This window comes from Parafrankia sp. EUN1f (assembly GCF_000177675.1).
In the GTDB taxonomy this organism is placed as follows: Bacteria; Actinomycetota; Actinomycetes; order Frankiales; family Frankiaceae; genus Parafrankia.
The window spans coordinates 16,209-32,634 of record NZ_ADGX01000095.1 but is presented as its reverse complement, the minus strand read 5'-3'; the positions used below and the strand labels follow the sequence as shown (position 1 = coordinate 32,634).

Below are 16,426 nucleotides of genomic sequence, written 5' to 3'. Positions count from 1 at the left end.
CCGAACGCGTCGAGGTTCGCCGTCGACGCCGCCGCGTCGAACTCGACTCCGTCGATACTCATCAGCCGCCAGGTCCGCAGGAACGCCCCGATCGTGTCCGGGTCCGCGACCGGGGCCGCGACCTGGGAGAACAGGTGGGCCAGCGGTTCGGGGCCGAGCCGTTGACGGGCCTGGGTCAGCCCGCCCGAGGTCGGTTCCCAGCCCTCCTCGAACCGGCCCCAGTCCGCGAGTGTTCCCGCGAGACGGGCCGCGACCTCCTCGTAGTCCTCGTCGCCGAACAGTGCCAGCGCCATCACGAACAGCACGACGACCCGGGGTGGGATCTTCCCACCCGCCCGTTTCGCGGCCTTCCCGGTGGCCTCGATCGCCTCGTCGATCTCGTCCCGGGACACGAACGCGGTCAGCACACCGAGTGAGATCCAGTCCGTCAACCGGCCGTCGACGACCGGGCGATCATCTGCCACAGACCGTGATCATGCCGGCAACCAGGACGAACACCCAGCACCGACACACCACAACCCTGAAGATCAACTTAGGCTAAGTGGCATTAGGACTGGGCCCGTAGTTCGCCAGGGGTGGGAGGTAAGCGAATTTGGGTGCTGCGGAGCAGTTGCCGCAGGTGCTCAATGGATAGTGGTCAGAGCTGACACCGCTCGCCGCCTATGCTGGTCAGCAAATTCGTCATGAAGATCCACCGAAGGGGCTCGGCCCGGCGAAGCGCCGCGACCGTTGATGCTGTGCCGGTCAGCACGCCAACGCCGCGGCGCAGGGCGATTGACGAGCTTCAGCAGGAACAAGCTGTTGCCGCGGCCGGTCATGGATAGAGCCGTTCCAGCACCTGGGCTACGCCGTCGTCGTCGTTGGACGCCGTGATCTCGTCGGCGGCCGCGAGGACCTCCGGATGCGCGTTCGCCACCGCCACCGAATGCCCGGCCCAGGCGAACATCGGCAGGTCATTCGGCATGTCCCCGAAGGCCACGACGTCGGTGGGCCCGATCCCGCAGCCTGCCGCGAGCTCGGCCAGAGCGACCGCCTTCGAGACACCCGGCCCGGAGATCTCGATCAGATCGGCGCTCGACATGGTCACGGCCGCCTCGGATCCGGCGATGCTGACGACCGTCTGGTACACGTCGGTCATCACTGTTCCGCCCCGGCGGACGAGGAGCTTCGCGGTCGGCAGGAGGTCGAGGAGCTCCTGGAAACTGCCGACGACCTCGTCCGGGTCCGGCCACATGGTGAGGAACTCGGGTTCGCGCCCGAACCGCAACCCGCTCTCCACCGCGAAGGCCACACCGGGCACCACCTCCCGGATCGCCTGCGCGAGCCGCACCGCCGCCGACCGCTCCAGGACCGTCTCGCGCACCGCGACGCGAGCGTCAAGATCGTAGACGAGCGCGCCGTTGGCGCAGATGGCGAGGCCGGAGGCCGCGGTCTGGCGGACGATGTCGGCCATCACCCGGGTGGGGCGACCGGTGACGAACACGACGGTCGCGCCAGCACCCTCGACCCGGCGCAGCGCGTCCCTGGTCCGGTCGGAGACGGTGCCGTCGGTACGGATCAGGGTTCCGTCCAGGTCGGTGGCGACAAGAGCGGGACGGGACACAAGTAATGAGTCAACCATTCGCAGCGATGCTGCACCATCGTCTGAGCGGGCTCGGTCGTGTCGGCTTCGGGTCGCTCTACCAGAACATCGCCCGGAGTGCGTCGACCCACCGGTGATGTCGACTCGGGTGGCTCATCGAGGTGATCCGCTGTGGCCTCAGGTGTGCCTGCGGCCAGACTCGAGGCCGGGTGCCCCGGGTGCTGATCGGCGTTACTGACCTGGTCGCGTGGATCGGATCGGTGATCATGGTCGGCGTCCGGCCCGGCGGCTGCGGGTAGCATGCGGGCATGGTCCTTTCCGACGCGCCCGACGCGGCCCGTCCGTCCGCGACCGGCGGTGCTGGCGGAGTGGGGGATTCCGGCAGCGGCGACGGGGCTGGTTCCCGGGGTGCGGCCGCGGCTGAGGGCGTCGAGTTCGGTGGGCCGGCTGCGTCGGTCACGCCGCCCCCGTCCGCCACCGAATCCTCGCTTGGCGCAGGAAGTGGCAGCCGCGAAAGAAAAACATTTGACGAACTCTTTGCGGAGCTCGCGGGGAAATGGCGCGACCGGTCGCCGGGCTCGGGCACCGTCGCCGCGCTGGACCAAGGCCTGCACCACTTGGGTAAGAAGCTTGTGGAGGAGGCCGCCGAGGCCTGGATGGCGGCCGAGCACGAGAGCCGCGAGCGTGCGGCCGAGGAACTCTCACAGCTGCTCTACTGGAGTCAGCTGATGATGATTTCCCTGGGCCTTTCCCTGGACGACGTATACTCGCGCCTGTGAGTACGTCCGTTTTCTCCGCGGCCGTGTGTGCCGTGTGCGCCGTCGGCGAGTGTTGATGATGCTGCGTATCGCGGTTCCGAACAAGGGCGGGCTCGCGGCTCCGTCCAGTCAGTTGCTGTGCGACGCGGGTTACCGTGCGCGGCGTGAGTCCGCCGAGCTCGTGATTGCAGATCTTGAGAACGACATCGAGTTCTTCTTCCTTCGCCCGCGAGACATAGCCGTGTATGTGGGTACAGGTCGGCTCGATCTGGGCATCACCGGTCGAGACCTTCTCGTCGACAGCAACACCGCCGCGCAGGAGCTCGTCCCGCTGGGGTTCGGCCAGTCGACATTTCACTACGCCGCGCCCGCCGGGGCGCTGAGTGACGTCCGAGAGCTCGACGGGCTGCGCATCGCCACCTCCTTCCCGGGCCTGGTGCGGACCGATCTCGCCGGGCGCGGTCTCTCCGCGCAGATCGTCAAGCTCGACGGCGCGGTGGAGACCGCGGTGCGGCTCGGTGTGGCGGACGCGGTGGCCGATGTCGTCGAGACCGGGCGGACGTTGCGGGCCGCGGGCCTGGAGCTTGTGGGCGAGTCGGTGCTCCACTCCGAGGCGATCATGATTGCCAAGCGGGGGGCGGAGCTGTCGGCCGCCCACGAGCGGCTGCTGCGCCGGGTCCAGGGTGTCCTCGTCGCTCGGCGTTACGTGATGATGGACTACGACGTGCCTGCCTCCGTGCTGGAGAAGGCCTGCGAGATCACGCCGGGGTACGAGTCACCGACGATCTCGCCGCTGCAACGCGAGGGGTGGGTCGCCGTCCGCGCGATGGTGCTGAAGGCCGAGGTCAACCGCACCATGGATGACCTGTGGGATCTCGGTGCCCGGGGGATTCTGGTCTCCGGGATCCAGGCCTGCCGCCTTTAGCACGGCGAAAGGCCTGGTGGCGTCACCGCTGGGCACAGTGCCCGGCGGTCCGCTGACCGCGCCCGCCGGTCCGCTTTCGCCGACCGGCGGAACCAGCGTTCATGCTTTGATCGGAGCATGCGCGGGATCGGGAACGTCGGGCTGGCAACGGCTGCTTCTGGATTGGCCTCCGACGTCGGCTCGCCGGCTGCGAGCCCCAGCGCGGCGGGGGTCCGGGGCACGGGGGACGAGGGCATGGGGCCCATGCGGAAGGTCCTCGCCGACATCCACGATGCCTTTCAGGGCGACACCTCGGGTTCGGTGGCCAGCTACATCCCCGAGCTCGCCACGGCGGACCCGGACCTCTTCGGCCTCGCGGTCACCACGATGGACGGGCTTCACTACCAGGTAGGGGACAGTCAGGTTCCGTTCACAATCCAGTCGGTCTCCAAGCCGTTCGTGTATGCGCTTGCACTGCGTGACCGGGGCACCGACGACGTTCTGGCGCGGGTCGGCGTGGAGCCCACCGGCGATGCCTTCAACGCGATCACGCTTGAGCCGGGGAGTGGCCGGCCGCTGAATCCGATGGTCAACGCCGGAGCGATCCTCACGTCGAGCCTGGTTCTCGGCAGTGACACCGAGGAGCGTTTCGCCCGCATCCTGGACGGTCTGTCATCGTTTGCGGGCCGGCGGCTGACGGTGAACGAACGGGTTTTCACCTCGGAGCGCGGCACCGGTGATCGCAACCGCGCGATCGGCTTCCTGATGCGTGGCGCCGGCGCGCTGCGCGGCTCCGTGGACGAGATCTGCGACGTCTACTTCCGGCAGTGCTCGGTCGAGGTGACCGCGGCTGACCTGGCGATGATGGCGGGCACGCTGGCCCACGGCGGGGTCAACCCACGCACCGGCGAGCGGGTGCTCGACGAGGAGCACGTCAACCACGTGCTGACCGTCATGGTGACCTGCGGCATGTACGACCGGGCCGGAACCTGGTTGTTCCGGGTGGGCCTGCCGGCCAAGAGCGGCGTGGCGGGTGGGGTCTGCGCGGTGTTGCCCGGTCAGCTCGGCATCGGGGTCTTCAGCCCGCCGCTAGACGAGGTGGGAAACAGCGTCCGGGGGGTCCGGGCGTGCGAGATGCTGGCGTCCCGCTTCGCGCTGCATCTGCTGGCGCCGCAGGGCGAGCCGCCGCATCCGGTGCGCGGGACACACCGTGGCGACGCGCTGAGCTCGAAGCGGCTGCGCGGTGCGCGGGAACGTGCCGCGCTCGCCCGATCCGGTTCCGCCATCGCCATCCACGAACTGCAGGGCGACCTGGTGTTCGCCAGCGCGGAGCGGGTCGTCCGAACTGTCCGGGCGAACCTGGACGGTGTGCGCTGGGTGGTGCTTGACCTGCGGCGGGTCGCCGCGGTCCGGGAGCCTGCGGTCGAGCTGATCCGGGTCATGGTCGACGACCTCGCGGCGCAGGGAACGACGGTGCTTTTCGCTGATCCACGGGCGATATCGGGCGTCGACCGGCTGATGCGCGGCACGGCCAACACGATGCGGCTGCCCGACCTGGAAACCGCTCTTGAACACGCGGAGGAGGCCCTGCTCGCGGCCGAGGACCTGGCCACCCCTCCGCCGACCGCGTATGTCGACCTCGGAGCGCAGGAACTGCTCGCTGATCTCGCCGACCTCGGTGAGCAGGCCGCCCACGCCGTCGCCGACGCGTGTGAGCGTCGTTCCTACGAGGTCGGTGACACGATCTTCGATGTCGGCGAGCCGGCGGACGCGCTCTTCTTCGTGACGCGTGGGGTGGTGAACGCGCTGGCCCCGAACTCCGACGGGACCAGGTGGTTCCGCCTCAGTGCGATTCCGGCCGGGAGTGCCTTCGGTGAGCTCGCGCTCGTCGAAGGCGGCCGGCGGTCCACCCGCACGGTGGTGGCCCAGCCCGCGACCTGCGAAGTGCTGTCCGTCGAGGCCTTCGCGACGCTGCTGCGAGACCAGCCGGACGTGTACAACGCGCTGGTCCGTTCGATCGCGCGGAGCCTGTCGTCCCAGCTTCGCCAGGCCACGTTGGAGATCCAGTCGCTGGAGGAGTGACTGCGGGACCGCGAGACCGTGTAACCGCTGGTCATGCGGTCCCGCGGCTGGTCAGCGGACCCGCATGATCAGCGACATGCCCTCGCTGCGGGTGGCCGGGCTCAGGAACTGGCCGCGCACCGCCGACGTCACGGTGGTCGCTCCCGGCTTGCGAACCCCCCGCATGGACATGCAAAGGTGCTCGGCCTCGACGACGACCATGACACCACGTGGGTCCAGAACGTCGACGAGGGCGTCGGCGACCTGCGAGGTGAGGCGTTCCTGAACCTGCGGCCGCCGGGCATAGAGGTCCACCAGGCGGGCGAGCTTGGACAGGCCGGTGATCTGGCCCTTCTCGTTCGGGATGTAGGCGACGTGCGCCTTGCCCGCGAAAACCACCAGATGGTGCTCGCACAGTGACGAGAAGTCGATGTCGCGGACGAGGACCATCTCGTCGTGACCCTCGTCGAACACCGTGGTGAGGACCTCCGCGGGGTCCCGGCCGAGCCCTTCGACCGCCTCCTGGTAGGCGCGGGCGACCCGGTCGGGCGTCTTGCGCAGGCCTTCGCGGTCCGGGTCCTCGCCGATGCCGATCAACAGTTCGCGGACGGCCCGCGCGACCCGGTCGTGGTCGAACGGCCGGACCATGTCGGGCCGCTTGGGCCGCTTGCGTTCCGTGCTCGCAGAACTCGCCGATGACCCGTTGCCACCGCCGTTGTTGGCGTCGGTTCCTTCGGAGAGGGCCGTACGCTGATCGACGCCGACGAGGCCTGAAGCCGGGTCACTCGCCTGCTGCGAAACGGTCCTCGCCTGCTCGGAATCGGCGGTCAACGGCGTCTCCTGTCCTCATCGTTGTCCCAGGTGGGTGGCGCCCACGGGTTCGAGATCCGGGGTGTCTCCGGCGCCGGGTCTCCGGCCGCCCCAGGTGCCTGAGCAGGGCCGCCGGAGCCGGGCGCAATGTGCCCGGTCTGCGCGGGGTCGCTGCCCGGGGCTGGCGTGTTCTGGGCGGATGTCGGGTCGGCCGACCCCGCGGGACGCGCATGCCCGCCGGACCCGTTGCCGTTGCCGTTCGGCGCACCGCCGTTGGTGGCGCCGGGGTGGCGCGTGCCGCCGTTCGCGGCGTGGCCGGCCGGACCGCCCTTCACCATGTCGGAGACGTTGGTCGGGACCAGGCCCAGCTCGGCCGGGGTCTGGACCGGCGGCCGGTCCGACGGGATGCGCCGCCCGACGCCGGTGTACGAGCCCCGGCTCGGGCGCTTCTGCACCGTGGCGAAGACCTCCAGGACGTCGTCCTTGCTCAGGGTCTCCGAGTCCATCAGGCGCAGCACCAGGTTGTCGAGGACGTCCCGGTAGGTCACCAGGATCTCCCACGCCTCGTCGTGCGCGGCCTCGATCAGCCGGCGCACCTCGTCGTCGATCTCGCTGGCGACCTCTTCGGAGTAGTCCCGCTGGTGGCCCATGTCGCGGCCGAGGAAGACCTCACCGGACTCGCTGCCGAACTTGATCGCGCCGAGCTTGTCGCTCATGCCGTACTGGGTGATCATCGCGCGGGAGATCTGGGTGGCCTTCTCGATGTCATCGCTGGCACCGGTGGTGGGCTCGTGGAAGACGAGCTCCTCCGCGGTGCGGCCACCGAGCAGCACGGCCAGCCGGTCGAGCATCTCCGACCTGGTCGACAGGTACTTGTCCTCCAGCGGCAGCTGCATGGTGTAACCGAGGGCGCGCCCACGCGGCAGGATTGTGATCTTGTGAACGGGGTCGGCGTTGGGAAGCGCGTGCGCCACGAGCGCGTGACCGCCCTCGTGGTAGGCGATGCGCTTCTTCTCCTTCTCGTTCATCGCCCGGGTCTTGCGCTCGGGCCCGGCCATCACCCGGTCGATCGACTCCTCCAGCAGAGCCGACGAGATGAATCGGACGTCCGACCTCGCCGCCAGCAGGGCGGCCTCGTTCAGCACGTTCGCCAGGTCGGCACCGGTGAAGCCGGGCGTGCGACGGGCGATGGTCAGCAGGTCTACGTCGGGACCGATCGGCTTGCCCTTGGCGTGGACCTTGAGGATCGCCTCGCGCCCGAGCAGGTCGGGCCGGTCGACGACGATCTGGCGGTCGAAGCGGCCGGGGCGCAGCAGCGCGGGGTCGAGGATGTCGGGCCGGTTGGTGGCGGCGATCAGGATGACGCCGCCCTTCACGTCGAAACCGTCCATCTCGACGAGGAGCTGGTTCAGCGTCTGCTCGCGCTCGTCGTGGCCACCGCCCAGGCCGGCGCCGCGGTGCCGGCCGACGGCGTCGATCTCGTCGACGAAGATGATCGCGGGGGCGTTCGTCTTGGCCTGCTCGAACAGGTCACGCACCCGGCTCGCGCCGACACCGACGAACATCTCGACGAAGTCCGAGCCGGAGATCGAGTAGAAGGGGACGCCGGCCTCACCGGCGACCGCCCGGGCGAGCAGGGTCTTACCGGTTCCCGGCGGCCCGTAGAGCAGGACACCCTTGGGGATCTTGGCGCCGATGGCCTGGAACTTGCCCGGATTCTCGAGGAACTCCTTGATCTCCTGGAGTTCCTCGATCGCCTCGTCCGAGCCCGCGACGTCGGCAAACGTGGTCTTTGGCGTGTCCTTACTGACCAGTTTTGCCTTGGACTTCCCGAAGTTCATGACGCGGTTGCCGCCGCCCTGCATCTGGTTCATGAAGAACAGCAGCAGAGCGACGATCAGCACGACGGGCAGCAGGTTCAGCAGCAACGAGACGAGCACGTTCCCGCGGTCGACGGTGACGTTGTACTTGACGTTCTGCGCCTTGAGCTCGTTGGCCAGGGCGATGGCCTGCTCGGTCGCGAAGGACGCCTCGTACTTCTTGCCGTTCTCGAGCTTGATCCGGATGATCTGCTTCGAGTCCTGGATCGTCGCGTCGACCACGCGGTTCTCGGGCGCGGCGCTGGCACTCTGGTCGATCTTCTGCTGGACGGCGCTGAGTTCCGTCTTCTGGTACTCACTCGGCCCGGACAGCACGCCTGTCGTGAGAATGATCACGAAGAGGGCCAGGAGTAGCAGGGGTACCCAGCCGCGGAAGATTCTTCTTGGAGTCATCTGTTTGGAACGCCGGACACAAGCGTTCCACCCTCCTGCCCTGTGTGCTGCCCTCGATCGGGATTCCCTTGTGCCGAGGGTACCGCCGGCACGCGCATCTCACCGCGCGTACATCCGAGCAACGGACCGCGGGCCCGCCCTGTTCCACGCACCGGGGTCGGAACTGGGCGCGCCCTCGCGCCGGACGAGCCGTGAGCCTGCGCGGTGAGCCTCAGGCGCGGCGGGCGATCGCCTCGGGTGTCAGCGTTCCCACGAACGGCAGAGTCCGGTAGTGCTCGGCGTAGTCGAGGCCGTAACCGACGACGAACGCGCTCGGGATGTCGAAGCCCACATACCGCAGGTCGACGTCCACCGTGATGGCCTCGGGCTTGCGGAACAGCGCCAGCACCTCAAGCGACGCCGGCCCGCGTGACCGCAGGTTCTTCAGCAGCCAGGACAGCGTCAGGCCGGAGTCGATGATGTCCTCGACGACGAGGACGTCACGGCCCTCGATCGACCGGTCGAGGTCCTTGAGGATGCGGACGACCCCGGACGACGACGTCGTCGACCCGTAGGACGAGACGGCCATGAAGTCCATGGTGATCGGGACGGACAGCGCCCGGGACAGGTCCGCCATGACCATGACCGCACCCTTGAGCACCCCGACCAGCAGGATTTCGCGGCCGGCGTAGTCCGCGTCGACGCGCGCGGCCAACTCTGCGATCTTGGCCGCAATCTCCTCCTGGCTGACGAGGACGTCGTCGATATCCGGATGAATCCGGGCTCGAGCGGACTCATCCGTCGGATGCGAAGTGCGGTCGTTGTCGGGCTTCGCCGTCGCGGCCTGGCTCACCGGCCTGTCCTCCTGGTTGTGCGGTGGGTGGGCCGGCCCTCGCCCGCCGGACTCTGCAGCTTCGGCGACGATCGGGGTATCTGGACCGACAATGGCGATCCTGCCACCCGTTCGGCGTGCCAGCACGCCCGACGGGAGTGGCACGGGCCTCTGCCCGCGCCAGCGGGTCACCAGCTCCTCGATCGCCCAGACATGCCCGGCCCGCAGCGCCGAGGCCGAGGAACCCGCCGTCAGCGCCGCGCGCCGCAGCACGCGGCTGCGCACGGCCTGGGACAGGCCCGCTAGCGCTTCGACATCGAGCTCTACCCGCGCGGCCGGCGCCCGCGCGGATCCGGCCGCGTCCTGCTCCTGCTTCTGCTTCTGCTTCTGCTCCAGCTTCTGGTCCTGCTTCTGGTCCGGAGCCGGACCAGAAGGAGCCGGACCAGAAGCGGTGGTGAGATCGAAGTAGGTCGCGTCGGCCAGCTCGTCCAGCGCCTCGGCGTCCGCGCGCAGCAGGTCGGCGGTGCGGGCGAGGGCCTGCGCGATTCCCGGCCCGAGCTCGGCTTCCAGCACCGGCAGCACCCGCGACCTCGTCCGGGCCCGGGCGAACGCGGGATCGGCGTTCGTCGGGTCCTCCCAGTACGGCAGGCCCAGGAACTGGCAGGCCTGGCGGGTCTGGTCCCGGCGTAGCCCGAGCAACGGGCGGCGGATCAGCCCGTCAAGGGCCGGCATGCCGCTCAACGAGCGGGCGCCGGAGCCCCGGGCCAGGCGTAGCAGCACGGTCTCGGCCTGATCGTCGAGGGTGTGGCCGAGTAGTACGGCCTGCGCGTCGAGGCGTCGAGCCGCCGCGAGCAGGGCTTTCCTACGCTCGTCCCGGGCGGCGCCCTCAGAGCGGGGGGACGGGGCCGCGAGGATCTCCACCAGGGACAGCCCCAGCGCCCGGCCCTGAGCCGCGACGTCCTCGGCCCGCGCGCGTGAGTTGTCATCCCAGGCGTGATCCACCGTCAGCAGACCGGCCCGCAGCGCACGCCGGGGAGCGACGAAGGCCACCGCGGCCGCGAGTGCCAGCGAGTCGGCGCCGCCCGAGCAGGCGACCAGCACCAGGGCGCCCGGTGGAAGGTCGGCCACCGCGTCGCGGACACCGAGGCGCACCGCCGCGACGGCCGGTGCGGGCATGCCCCGCGGGGTCTGGGGCGTCGCCGGCCGAGCCGCCGTCACGAAGACCTGGCCGACACGTTGATCTGAGCCCTCAGGCCGTCAGGCCGACATCGACGGCCGGGTGCCGAGCACCCGCAGCATCCACGCCCCGGGGTCGGCCAGCTCCGACCTGGTCGGCAGTGTCTGTGGCGACTGCCAGACGTGGTTGAAGCCCTCGACACCGGCGTCGGCCACCACGGCCCGGACGAAGGCGCCACCCTGGCGGTACTGCTGCATCTTCAGGTCGAGCCCGAGCAGACGCCGCAGGAACCGGTCGATGGGTGAGCCGCCGGAGCGGCGGTTGTCGAACTTGGCCCGGATGTCGGCCACCGTCGGCACGACCAGCGGGCCGACCGCGTCCATGACCTGGTCGGCGTGGCCCTCCAGCAGGGTCATCAGCGCCTGGAGCCGGTCCAGGACGGCGCGCTGCGCCGGTGTCTGCAACGCCTCCACCACGCTCGGCGCGTCCGGGCCGTGATCGCGGACAGCGCTGCGCAGCGCCGTCACGGCCGCGCGCACCCGGTCGGCAAGGACGTCCGGGTCGAGATCGGTGGCGGCGATGAACGACGTGATCTCGGACTCGAGGTGCTCGCGAAGCCAGGGAACCGCGGTGAACTGGCTGCGGTGGGTCTGCTCGTGCAGGCACACCCAGAGCCGGAAGTCACGCGGGACGACGTTGAGCGTCTCCTCGGCGTGGGCGATGTTGGGCGCCACCAGGCTCAGCCGACCCACCGGGAGCGCGGCCGCGGCCGCGGCCTTGGCGAGCGACGGCAGACCCGCGCCTGGGCCGCCCTCCTCGTACTCCTCCGGCGGCAGGAAGATCTCGAACTGGCCGAGAACCTTGCCGGCGAGGTAGGCCAGGGCGGAGCCGATCTGGATCCCGGTGACGCGGCGCCCCACGTTCGCGGAGAGGCGGCTGCGGTTCTGGTCGGACAGCTTCTCCATCAGCGGCGCGGTGGCGACCCGCAGGCCCGCGACGTTGGAACGCACCCATTCGGGTCGGTCGACGACTGCGATCGGTGTCGCGGGACCGGCGGGAACCAGCTGCGTGTAGTCCTGTACGTGGCCCTCGGCAACCACGGCGAGCCTGCGAAGCTCGGAGACGATTTCATCCGCCTGCGCTCGGGTGCGCTGCGGGCCAGGACGGACGAGTTTCTTCGCAGTTGCCACAGCGAGGCCCCAGTCGACCAGCTCAGCGTCCACGAATATGAGCGTACCGGGCCTCCCGCGGGTTGGCTTGCCCGATCGGACGACCCGCTTGCGGAACGTAGCGGTTGCGCCGGACCCGGATCAGCGCCCGGCCGAGGCAGACGGCCGGGCCGGTGTCTGAGCGCCCGAGGCTCCCGCGGCACCCGCGGCGCCGGTACTCGGCACGTTGGTGGATGTCGTCGCCGAGCACCCGCACGAGGCGAGAGCGGTGGCCACCCGATCCAGCGCCATCTTGGTGAGGCCCTGCTCCTCGACCGGCGCGAACAGTCCGAACAGCAGCAGCCGACCGTCGGCGTCGGTGACCATGCCGGCAAGACTTGTCACGATGCGCAGGCTTCCCGTCTTCGCGCGGACGACACCCGCTGCCGCGGAGGTGTCCCCGGCGCTGTAGCGGTCGCCGAGAGTGCCGGTGAAGCCCGCCACCGGCAGCCCGGACAGCACGGTCCGCAACGCCGGACGCCCGGGCATGACCGCCGTCCGCAGGGCCGCGACCAGGGTCGCCGGTGCGATTCGGTCCTCGATGGAAAGCCCGCTGGTGTCCTGCAGCGAGGCTCCGTCGGTGGGGATCCCCGCGTCGCGCAGCGCTGCGAGCACGCCGGCGGAGGCGCCGGCGAACGTCGCCGGCAGCCCGCGGGCGATCGCGACCTGACGGCCCAGACTCTCCGCCAGGTCGTTGTCGGAGTCGGTGAGCATGCGCTCGACCAGCACCGGGATCGTCGGGCTCTGGACGGAGGCGACCTCCTGTGCGCCGGCATCCGCGCGGCCGGTCGCCACGGTGCCGACCGAGACACCCGCCGTGCGCAGTGCCGAGGCGAAGGCCCCGGCCGCGGCCGCGTCCGGGGTGGTTGTGCGTGCCCCGGCCGCATCGGGTGCCCGGCGCCCGGCATCCACCTCCAGCGCCGACACCGGTGTGACGTTGCCATCGGTGACGTACCCGTCGCGCCAGCCGGCGGCCTGGGCGGGCCCCTCGTAGACGGTCCCGTCGCCGATCACCGCGGCGACGGAGGTGATCCCGGCGTCGTGGACCTGTTTGGCCAGATCGCTCAGACGGGCCGCGGGCGGGTAGTCGACGGGCTCCGTGTTCGCGGTCAGGGTGGGATCACCACCGCCGACCAGCCACAGCGTTCCCCCCTGCGAGGCGGCGGAGCCACCAGCCGGCGGCAGGTAGACCGCTCGGGTGACCAGGCGTTTGTCGGGGGTGAGGGTGGTGAGCGCCGCGGTCGCGGTGGCGATCTTGATCGTCGAGGCGGGGGCGGTGGGCTCGGTGGAGCGCTGGGCGAACAGCACCTGACCGGTCAGCGCGTCGACGACCAGGGCCGCCGGGTTGCCGAGCACGGGGTCGGCGAGTGGCCCGGTCAGCCGCGCGGTGACCGCTGCCGGGTCGGCCTGCGGCGCGTCGGGGTCGAGCCCGGGCAGGGCGGAGGCCTCGACCCGGGTGCCTGAGCCGGGTGATGCCGGGCTGCCCGGGGTTGCCGTGGGCCCGGGCGTGGGCGACAGAGATCCGGCCAGCAGCGCGCCGGCCAGGGCCGTGAGGCCACCGGTGCGCGCGGCCAGCGGCACTGTTGTCACCTGCGGAAGACTACGCAGGCTGGCTGTGGCTGGACAGCGTCGTGCCGTCCACGTGTCGGCCTGGTATTTTTGAGATCTTGATGTCGATTGTGGTGGACGCCCTCGTTTGGGTCCTCGAACGTCCGGGCTCTGGAACATCGGGGGTGCCCAGGCCACCGGCCGCGGCTGAGTGGCTTTCAGGCGAGCGGGAACATCTCTGACACGTGAGCCGGCGAGGCGCCCGCACCGAGGAGGCGTATCCGCGAGCGGCGCGGGTCGGATACGGAGAAGACCACACCTTGGCGCCCGCACCGAGGTGGAACGGGCACGATGTACACGACCCGCGTGGGTTTCCGGTCGCGACGCACGTGCACGGCGAGTCGGATGTCGGACCGGGACCCCGTCGAGTTCCGTCACCGCACGCAGGGCACAGTGGGTCCGCACCGCCTCCAGGCGCCCCCGGGCGCAGGCATGCGGGCACACCGCGCCCGGATCCGGCCGTCGGCCGGATCGCGTGGGCGTGGTTCGGCGGGGGCACCACCGACGTGAAGGCGTCACCAAACCAGTTCCGGCCTTCGGCGCCGGACGGACCGAAGGAGACAGGGAACGGCGTGGACCTTGAGTTCGATGTGACCATCGAGATCCCCAAGGGGCAGCGCAACAAGTACGAGATGGATCACCACACCGGGCGCATCCGGCTCGACCGGATGTTGTTCACGTCCACTCACTACCCGTCCGACTACGGCTTCATCGAGGGCACCCTCGGTCGGGACGGCGATCCGCTCGACGCGCTGGTCCTCCTGGAGGAGCCGACCTTCCCGGGCTGCCTGGTGCGGTGCCGGACGATCGGCATGTTCCGCATGACGGACGAGAAGGGCCCGGACGACAAGGTGCTGTGTGTTCCGGTGGCGGACGTCCGCCAGGAGCACCTGCGTGACATCCGTCACCTTCCGGAGTTCGACCGGCTGGAGATCCAGCACTTCTTCGAGGTCTACAAGGACCTGGAGCCCGGCAAGTCCGTCGAAGGCGCCTCCTGGGTCGACCGGCGGGACGCCGAGAAGGAGATCCTCGACTCGATCACCCGGCTCAAGGATTCCGAGGAGGCCGGGCACGGCGCCGACGACACGACGGCGCACGCCCACACGGCCTGACGCCGGGGCGGCTGACGCGATGGAGACGGCGATGCGCTGACCGAGCTGGCGCGTTGCCGCGGGCGGCTGGTGGGGAAGGATTCCCCCGGCCGCCCTTTTCGCTTGTGGCGGGGGTTTCCCTGCTGGGACTGCGTTTGAGCCGGAGGCGGGGATTGAACCCGCGACCTATCGCTTACGAGGCGATTGCTCTGCCACTGAGCTACTCCGGCGTCTGGCAGGTGCATGTGGTGCTGCAAACTCCGACACCGCCCTGCCCGGGACGAGTATGCCAGACGGAGGCCGGTGAGCGATCGGCGCCCGTGGTCGGCGATCCAGCGGCACCTGGAACGGCACGATGCGCGGCATGATCGGTGGATGGGTGCTCCGGTCCGGGGTCCCGCCGGGGTGGGCGTGCGGGGCGGGCGGACCGAACGTGCGCGATCCTCCCCGGGCGGGCGCCGGGCGGGAGCGCCGGGCGTGCGAGGGAGGCGCGAGGTCCACTGTGGTCCCCGACGTCACCGATCGGATGTTCTGTGCGTCACGCCACATCATGTGGACGTTGGGTCGCTTTTCAGGGGCCGAGTTATCGCGATGCGTACCGATCGCATGCTCGGTGCGCCTTTCCGTTACGAAACTGAATGTGGATGCTCCGGCGTGTGGGGCTCGTGGTGTCGAAAAGGCACCCCCGGTCGCAGTGGCTCCGGTGAGGTTGCGTAGGGTTTCGCACCATGACCGGGGCCGGGGAAGGTGCGCCAGGCACGACGCGCGGAGCGTCGCTGCTTGTTGCCGAAGACGACGAGGCATCGCGAATCGCACTGGCACGCAGCCTTGAGCGATTCGGGTACCGGGTGCTGGAGGCCGCGGACGGCGAGGCTGCGCTGCGGTTGTTCCAGACCACAGAGGTAGACCTCGTTGTGCTTGACGTGGCCATGCCGCGGATGGACGGGTTCGCCGTTCTGAGCCGGCTGCGCCAGACCAGTGAGGTTCCGGTGATCATGCTCACGGGCCGCGCGGAGGAGGTTGACCGCGTCGTGGGCCTCGAGCTGGGTGCCGACGACTACGTGGTCAAGCCCTACTCGCTGCGTGAGCTGGTGGCCCGGGTCCGGGCCCGGCTGCGGCGCCGGCCGGTCGAGGCGCCGCCGCAGCGCACCGGCGACGGCAACGAGCCCCTGATCTACGGTGACGTCTCCATCGACCTGCGTGCGCGGGAGGTGGCCGTGGCCGGCGAGCGGGTGGACCTGACCGCTCGTGAATACGAGCTGCTCGCGTTCCTCGCCCGCCATCCCCGTCGGGTCTTCAGCCGTGAGGAACTGCTGGAGCAGGTGTGGGGCACCCGCTTCCAGGACCCGGCCACGGTGACCGAGCATGTCCGCCGGGTGCGTACCAAGGTGGAGGGCAGGCCCCCGCAACGCCGCCTCGTCACGACCCTGCGCGGGATGGGCTACCGCTTCGACCCGTGAGGTGTGAGGTTGTCGGCTGGCGTAGCTCCTTGTCGTCCTCGTGAAGCTCGATGACCGAGCCGTTCGGGACGGGGTTGCGCTGCTGGTGCTCCCGGTAGCCGCCCATGTCCAACCGCTGGACCCGGCCGGCGCGGCTTCGCAGGCACCAGTCCACCGCCCGGATGAACATCCCGTGGCTGAAGACCACGACAAGGCCGGGTGGCGCCAGCCGTAGCCGGGCGAGGAGCCGGTCAGCCCGGTCCAGGAGGCCGGCGAACGACTCGCTGCCCACTTCTGGTCGGTCGACGTGGTACGGGTTCGCCGTGAGCCAGTAGGAGCTCGCGTACGGTGCCCGGTCACGGTCGCTCATCGGCTTGCCGTGCAGGCTGCCCAGATAGGTGAACTCGTGGACCTCCCAGATCTCCTGGGGGGTGGTGGGGAACCTGCGGGTGGTCGGCTCGGCGGTCAGCTGGGACCGCAGAAATCCTGAGACCACAATCAGGGACGGATCCCGCGGAACCGCGTCCGCGACGAAGTCAGCCTGCCGCAGCCCGAGATCGGTGAGACCGATGCCGTCCGGGTCCGCGCCGGGCTGCCCCGCGTTCGCCGTGCTCTCCCCGTGGCGTACCAGCCACACCAGCCGTCCCACTATCGCCCCCGAACCTTGGTGGGTTGCTCGCCGGTCCGCACGCCCGCCCGTGCGC

General features: G+C 70.1%; 13 protein-coding genes and 1 tRNA gene. 5 read left to right on the top strand and 9 right to left on the bottom strand.

Features of this window, described 5'->3' with window-relative positions; all coding sequences use genetic code 11:
• Together FREUN1FDRAFT_RS24865 and FREUN1FDRAFT_RS24860 are read right to left on the bottom strand one after the other, a co-directional pair.
• On the bottom strand, positions 1–464 hold a 464-nt coding region (locus FREUN1FDRAFT_RS24865; RefSeq protein WP_006543008.1), incomplete at its 3' end, for an IS4 family transposase.
• 350 nt (positions 465–814) lie between these two features.
• Entirely contained in the window at positions 815–1,621 is an 807-nt protein-coding gene (locus FREUN1FDRAFT_RS24860; RefSeq protein ID WP_006543007.1) for an HAD family hydrolase, read from the bottom strand.
• A gap of 269 nt (positions 1,622–1,890) precedes the next feature.
• Between FREUN1FDRAFT_RS24860 and FREUN1FDRAFT_RS24855 the strand changes: the two genes are divergently transcribed.
• The 3 genes from FREUN1FDRAFT_RS24855 (at position 1,891) to glsA (ending at position 5,326) form a co-directional block, all read left to right on the top strand.
• Positions 1,891–2,361: a phosphoribosyl-ATP diphosphatase gene (locus tag FREUN1FDRAFT_RS24855; RefSeq protein ID WP_006543006.1), complete on the top strand. Its 471-nt coding sequence runs from the start codon at positions 1,891–1,893 to the stop codon at positions 2,359–2,361.
• A 58-nt stretch (positions 2,362–2,419) separates the two neighbouring features.
• On the top strand, positions 2,420–3,265 hold the full coding sequence (hisG, locus tag FREUN1FDRAFT_RS24850) for an ATP phosphoribosyltransferase (protein WP_035953387.1): 846 nt from the start codon (positions 2,420–2,422) through the stop codon (positions 3,263–3,265).
• Positions 3,266–3,499: 234 nt separating this feature from the next.
• Entirely contained in the window at positions 3,500–5,326 is a 1,827-nt protein-coding gene (gene glsA, locus FREUN1FDRAFT_RS24845) for a glutaminase A (protein WP_035953386.1), read from the top strand.
• 51 nt (positions 5,327–5,377) lie between these two features.
• Here the strand turns inward: glsA and folE are convergent, their stop codons facing one another.
• From folE to dacB, 5 genes are all read right to left on the bottom strand, one after another.
• Positions 5,378–6,136, bottom strand: coding sequence for a GTP cyclohydrolase I FolE (gene folE / locus FREUN1FDRAFT_RS24840; protein WP_006543003.1), 759 nt, complete (start codon positions 6,134–6,136; stop codon positions 5,378–5,380).
• Entirely contained in the window at positions 6,133–8,388 is a 2,256-nt protein-coding gene (gene ftsH, locus FREUN1FDRAFT_RS24835; RefSeq protein WP_006543002.1) for an ATP-dependent zinc metalloprotease FtsH, read from the bottom strand. Before ftsH ends, folE begins: the two co-directional genes overlap by 4 nt.
• A gap of 211 nt (positions 8,389–8,599) precedes the next feature.
• Positions 8,600–10,375: a hypoxanthine phosphoribosyltransferase gene (gene hpt / locus FREUN1FDRAFT_RS24830; RefSeq protein WP_006543001.1), complete on the bottom strand. Its 1,776-nt coding sequence runs from the start codon at positions 10,373–10,375 to the stop codon at positions 8,600–8,602.
• A gap of 81 nt (positions 10,376–10,456) precedes the next feature.
• On the bottom strand, positions 10,457–11,599 hold the full coding sequence (locus tag FREUN1FDRAFT_RS24825; RefSeq protein WP_006543000.1) for a zinc-dependent metalloprotease: 1,143 nt from the start codon (positions 11,597–11,599) through the stop codon (positions 10,457–10,459).
• Positions 11,600–11,686: 87 nt separating this feature from the next.
• Positions 11,687–13,165, bottom strand: a complete 1,479-nt coding sequence (gene dacB / locus FREUN1FDRAFT_RS24820; RefSeq protein ID WP_006542999.1) for a D-alanyl-D-alanine carboxypeptidase/D-alanyl-D-alanine-endopeptidase — start codon at positions 13,163–13,165, stop codon at positions 11,687–11,689.
• A gap of 599 nt (positions 13,166–13,764) precedes the next feature.
• On the opposite strand from dacB, the gene FREUN1FDRAFT_RS24815 reads away from it, so the two are divergent.
• On the top strand, positions 13,765–14,304 hold the full coding sequence (locus FREUN1FDRAFT_RS24815) for an inorganic diphosphatase (RefSeq protein ID WP_006542998.1): 540 nt from the start codon (positions 13,765–13,767) through the stop codon (positions 14,302–14,304).
• A gap of 137 nt (positions 14,305–14,441) precedes the next feature.
• On the opposite strand, the gene FREUN1FDRAFT_RS24810 is transcribed toward FREUN1FDRAFT_RS24815, so the two are convergent.
• Positions 14,442–14,513 (bottom strand) — tRNA-Thr (locus tag FREUN1FDRAFT_RS24810).
• A gap of 498 nt (positions 14,514–15,011) precedes the next feature.
• On the opposite strand from FREUN1FDRAFT_RS24810, the gene FREUN1FDRAFT_RS24805 reads away from it, so the two are divergent.
• A complete protein-coding gene (locus FREUN1FDRAFT_RS24805; RefSeq protein WP_006542997.1) occupies positions 15,012–15,743 on the top strand; it encodes a response regulator transcription factor in 732 nt (243 codons plus the stop codon).
• Here FREUN1FDRAFT_RS24805 and FREUN1FDRAFT_RS24800 read toward each other — a convergent pair.
• A complete protein-coding gene (locus FREUN1FDRAFT_RS24800; RefSeq protein ID WP_006542996.1) occupies positions 15,703–16,371 on the bottom strand; it encodes a histidine phosphatase family protein in 669 nt (222 codons plus the stop codon). The genes FREUN1FDRAFT_RS24805 and FREUN1FDRAFT_RS24800 overlap by 41 nt on opposite strands.
• Between the last annotated feature and the right edge of the window lie 55 nt (positions 16,372–16,426).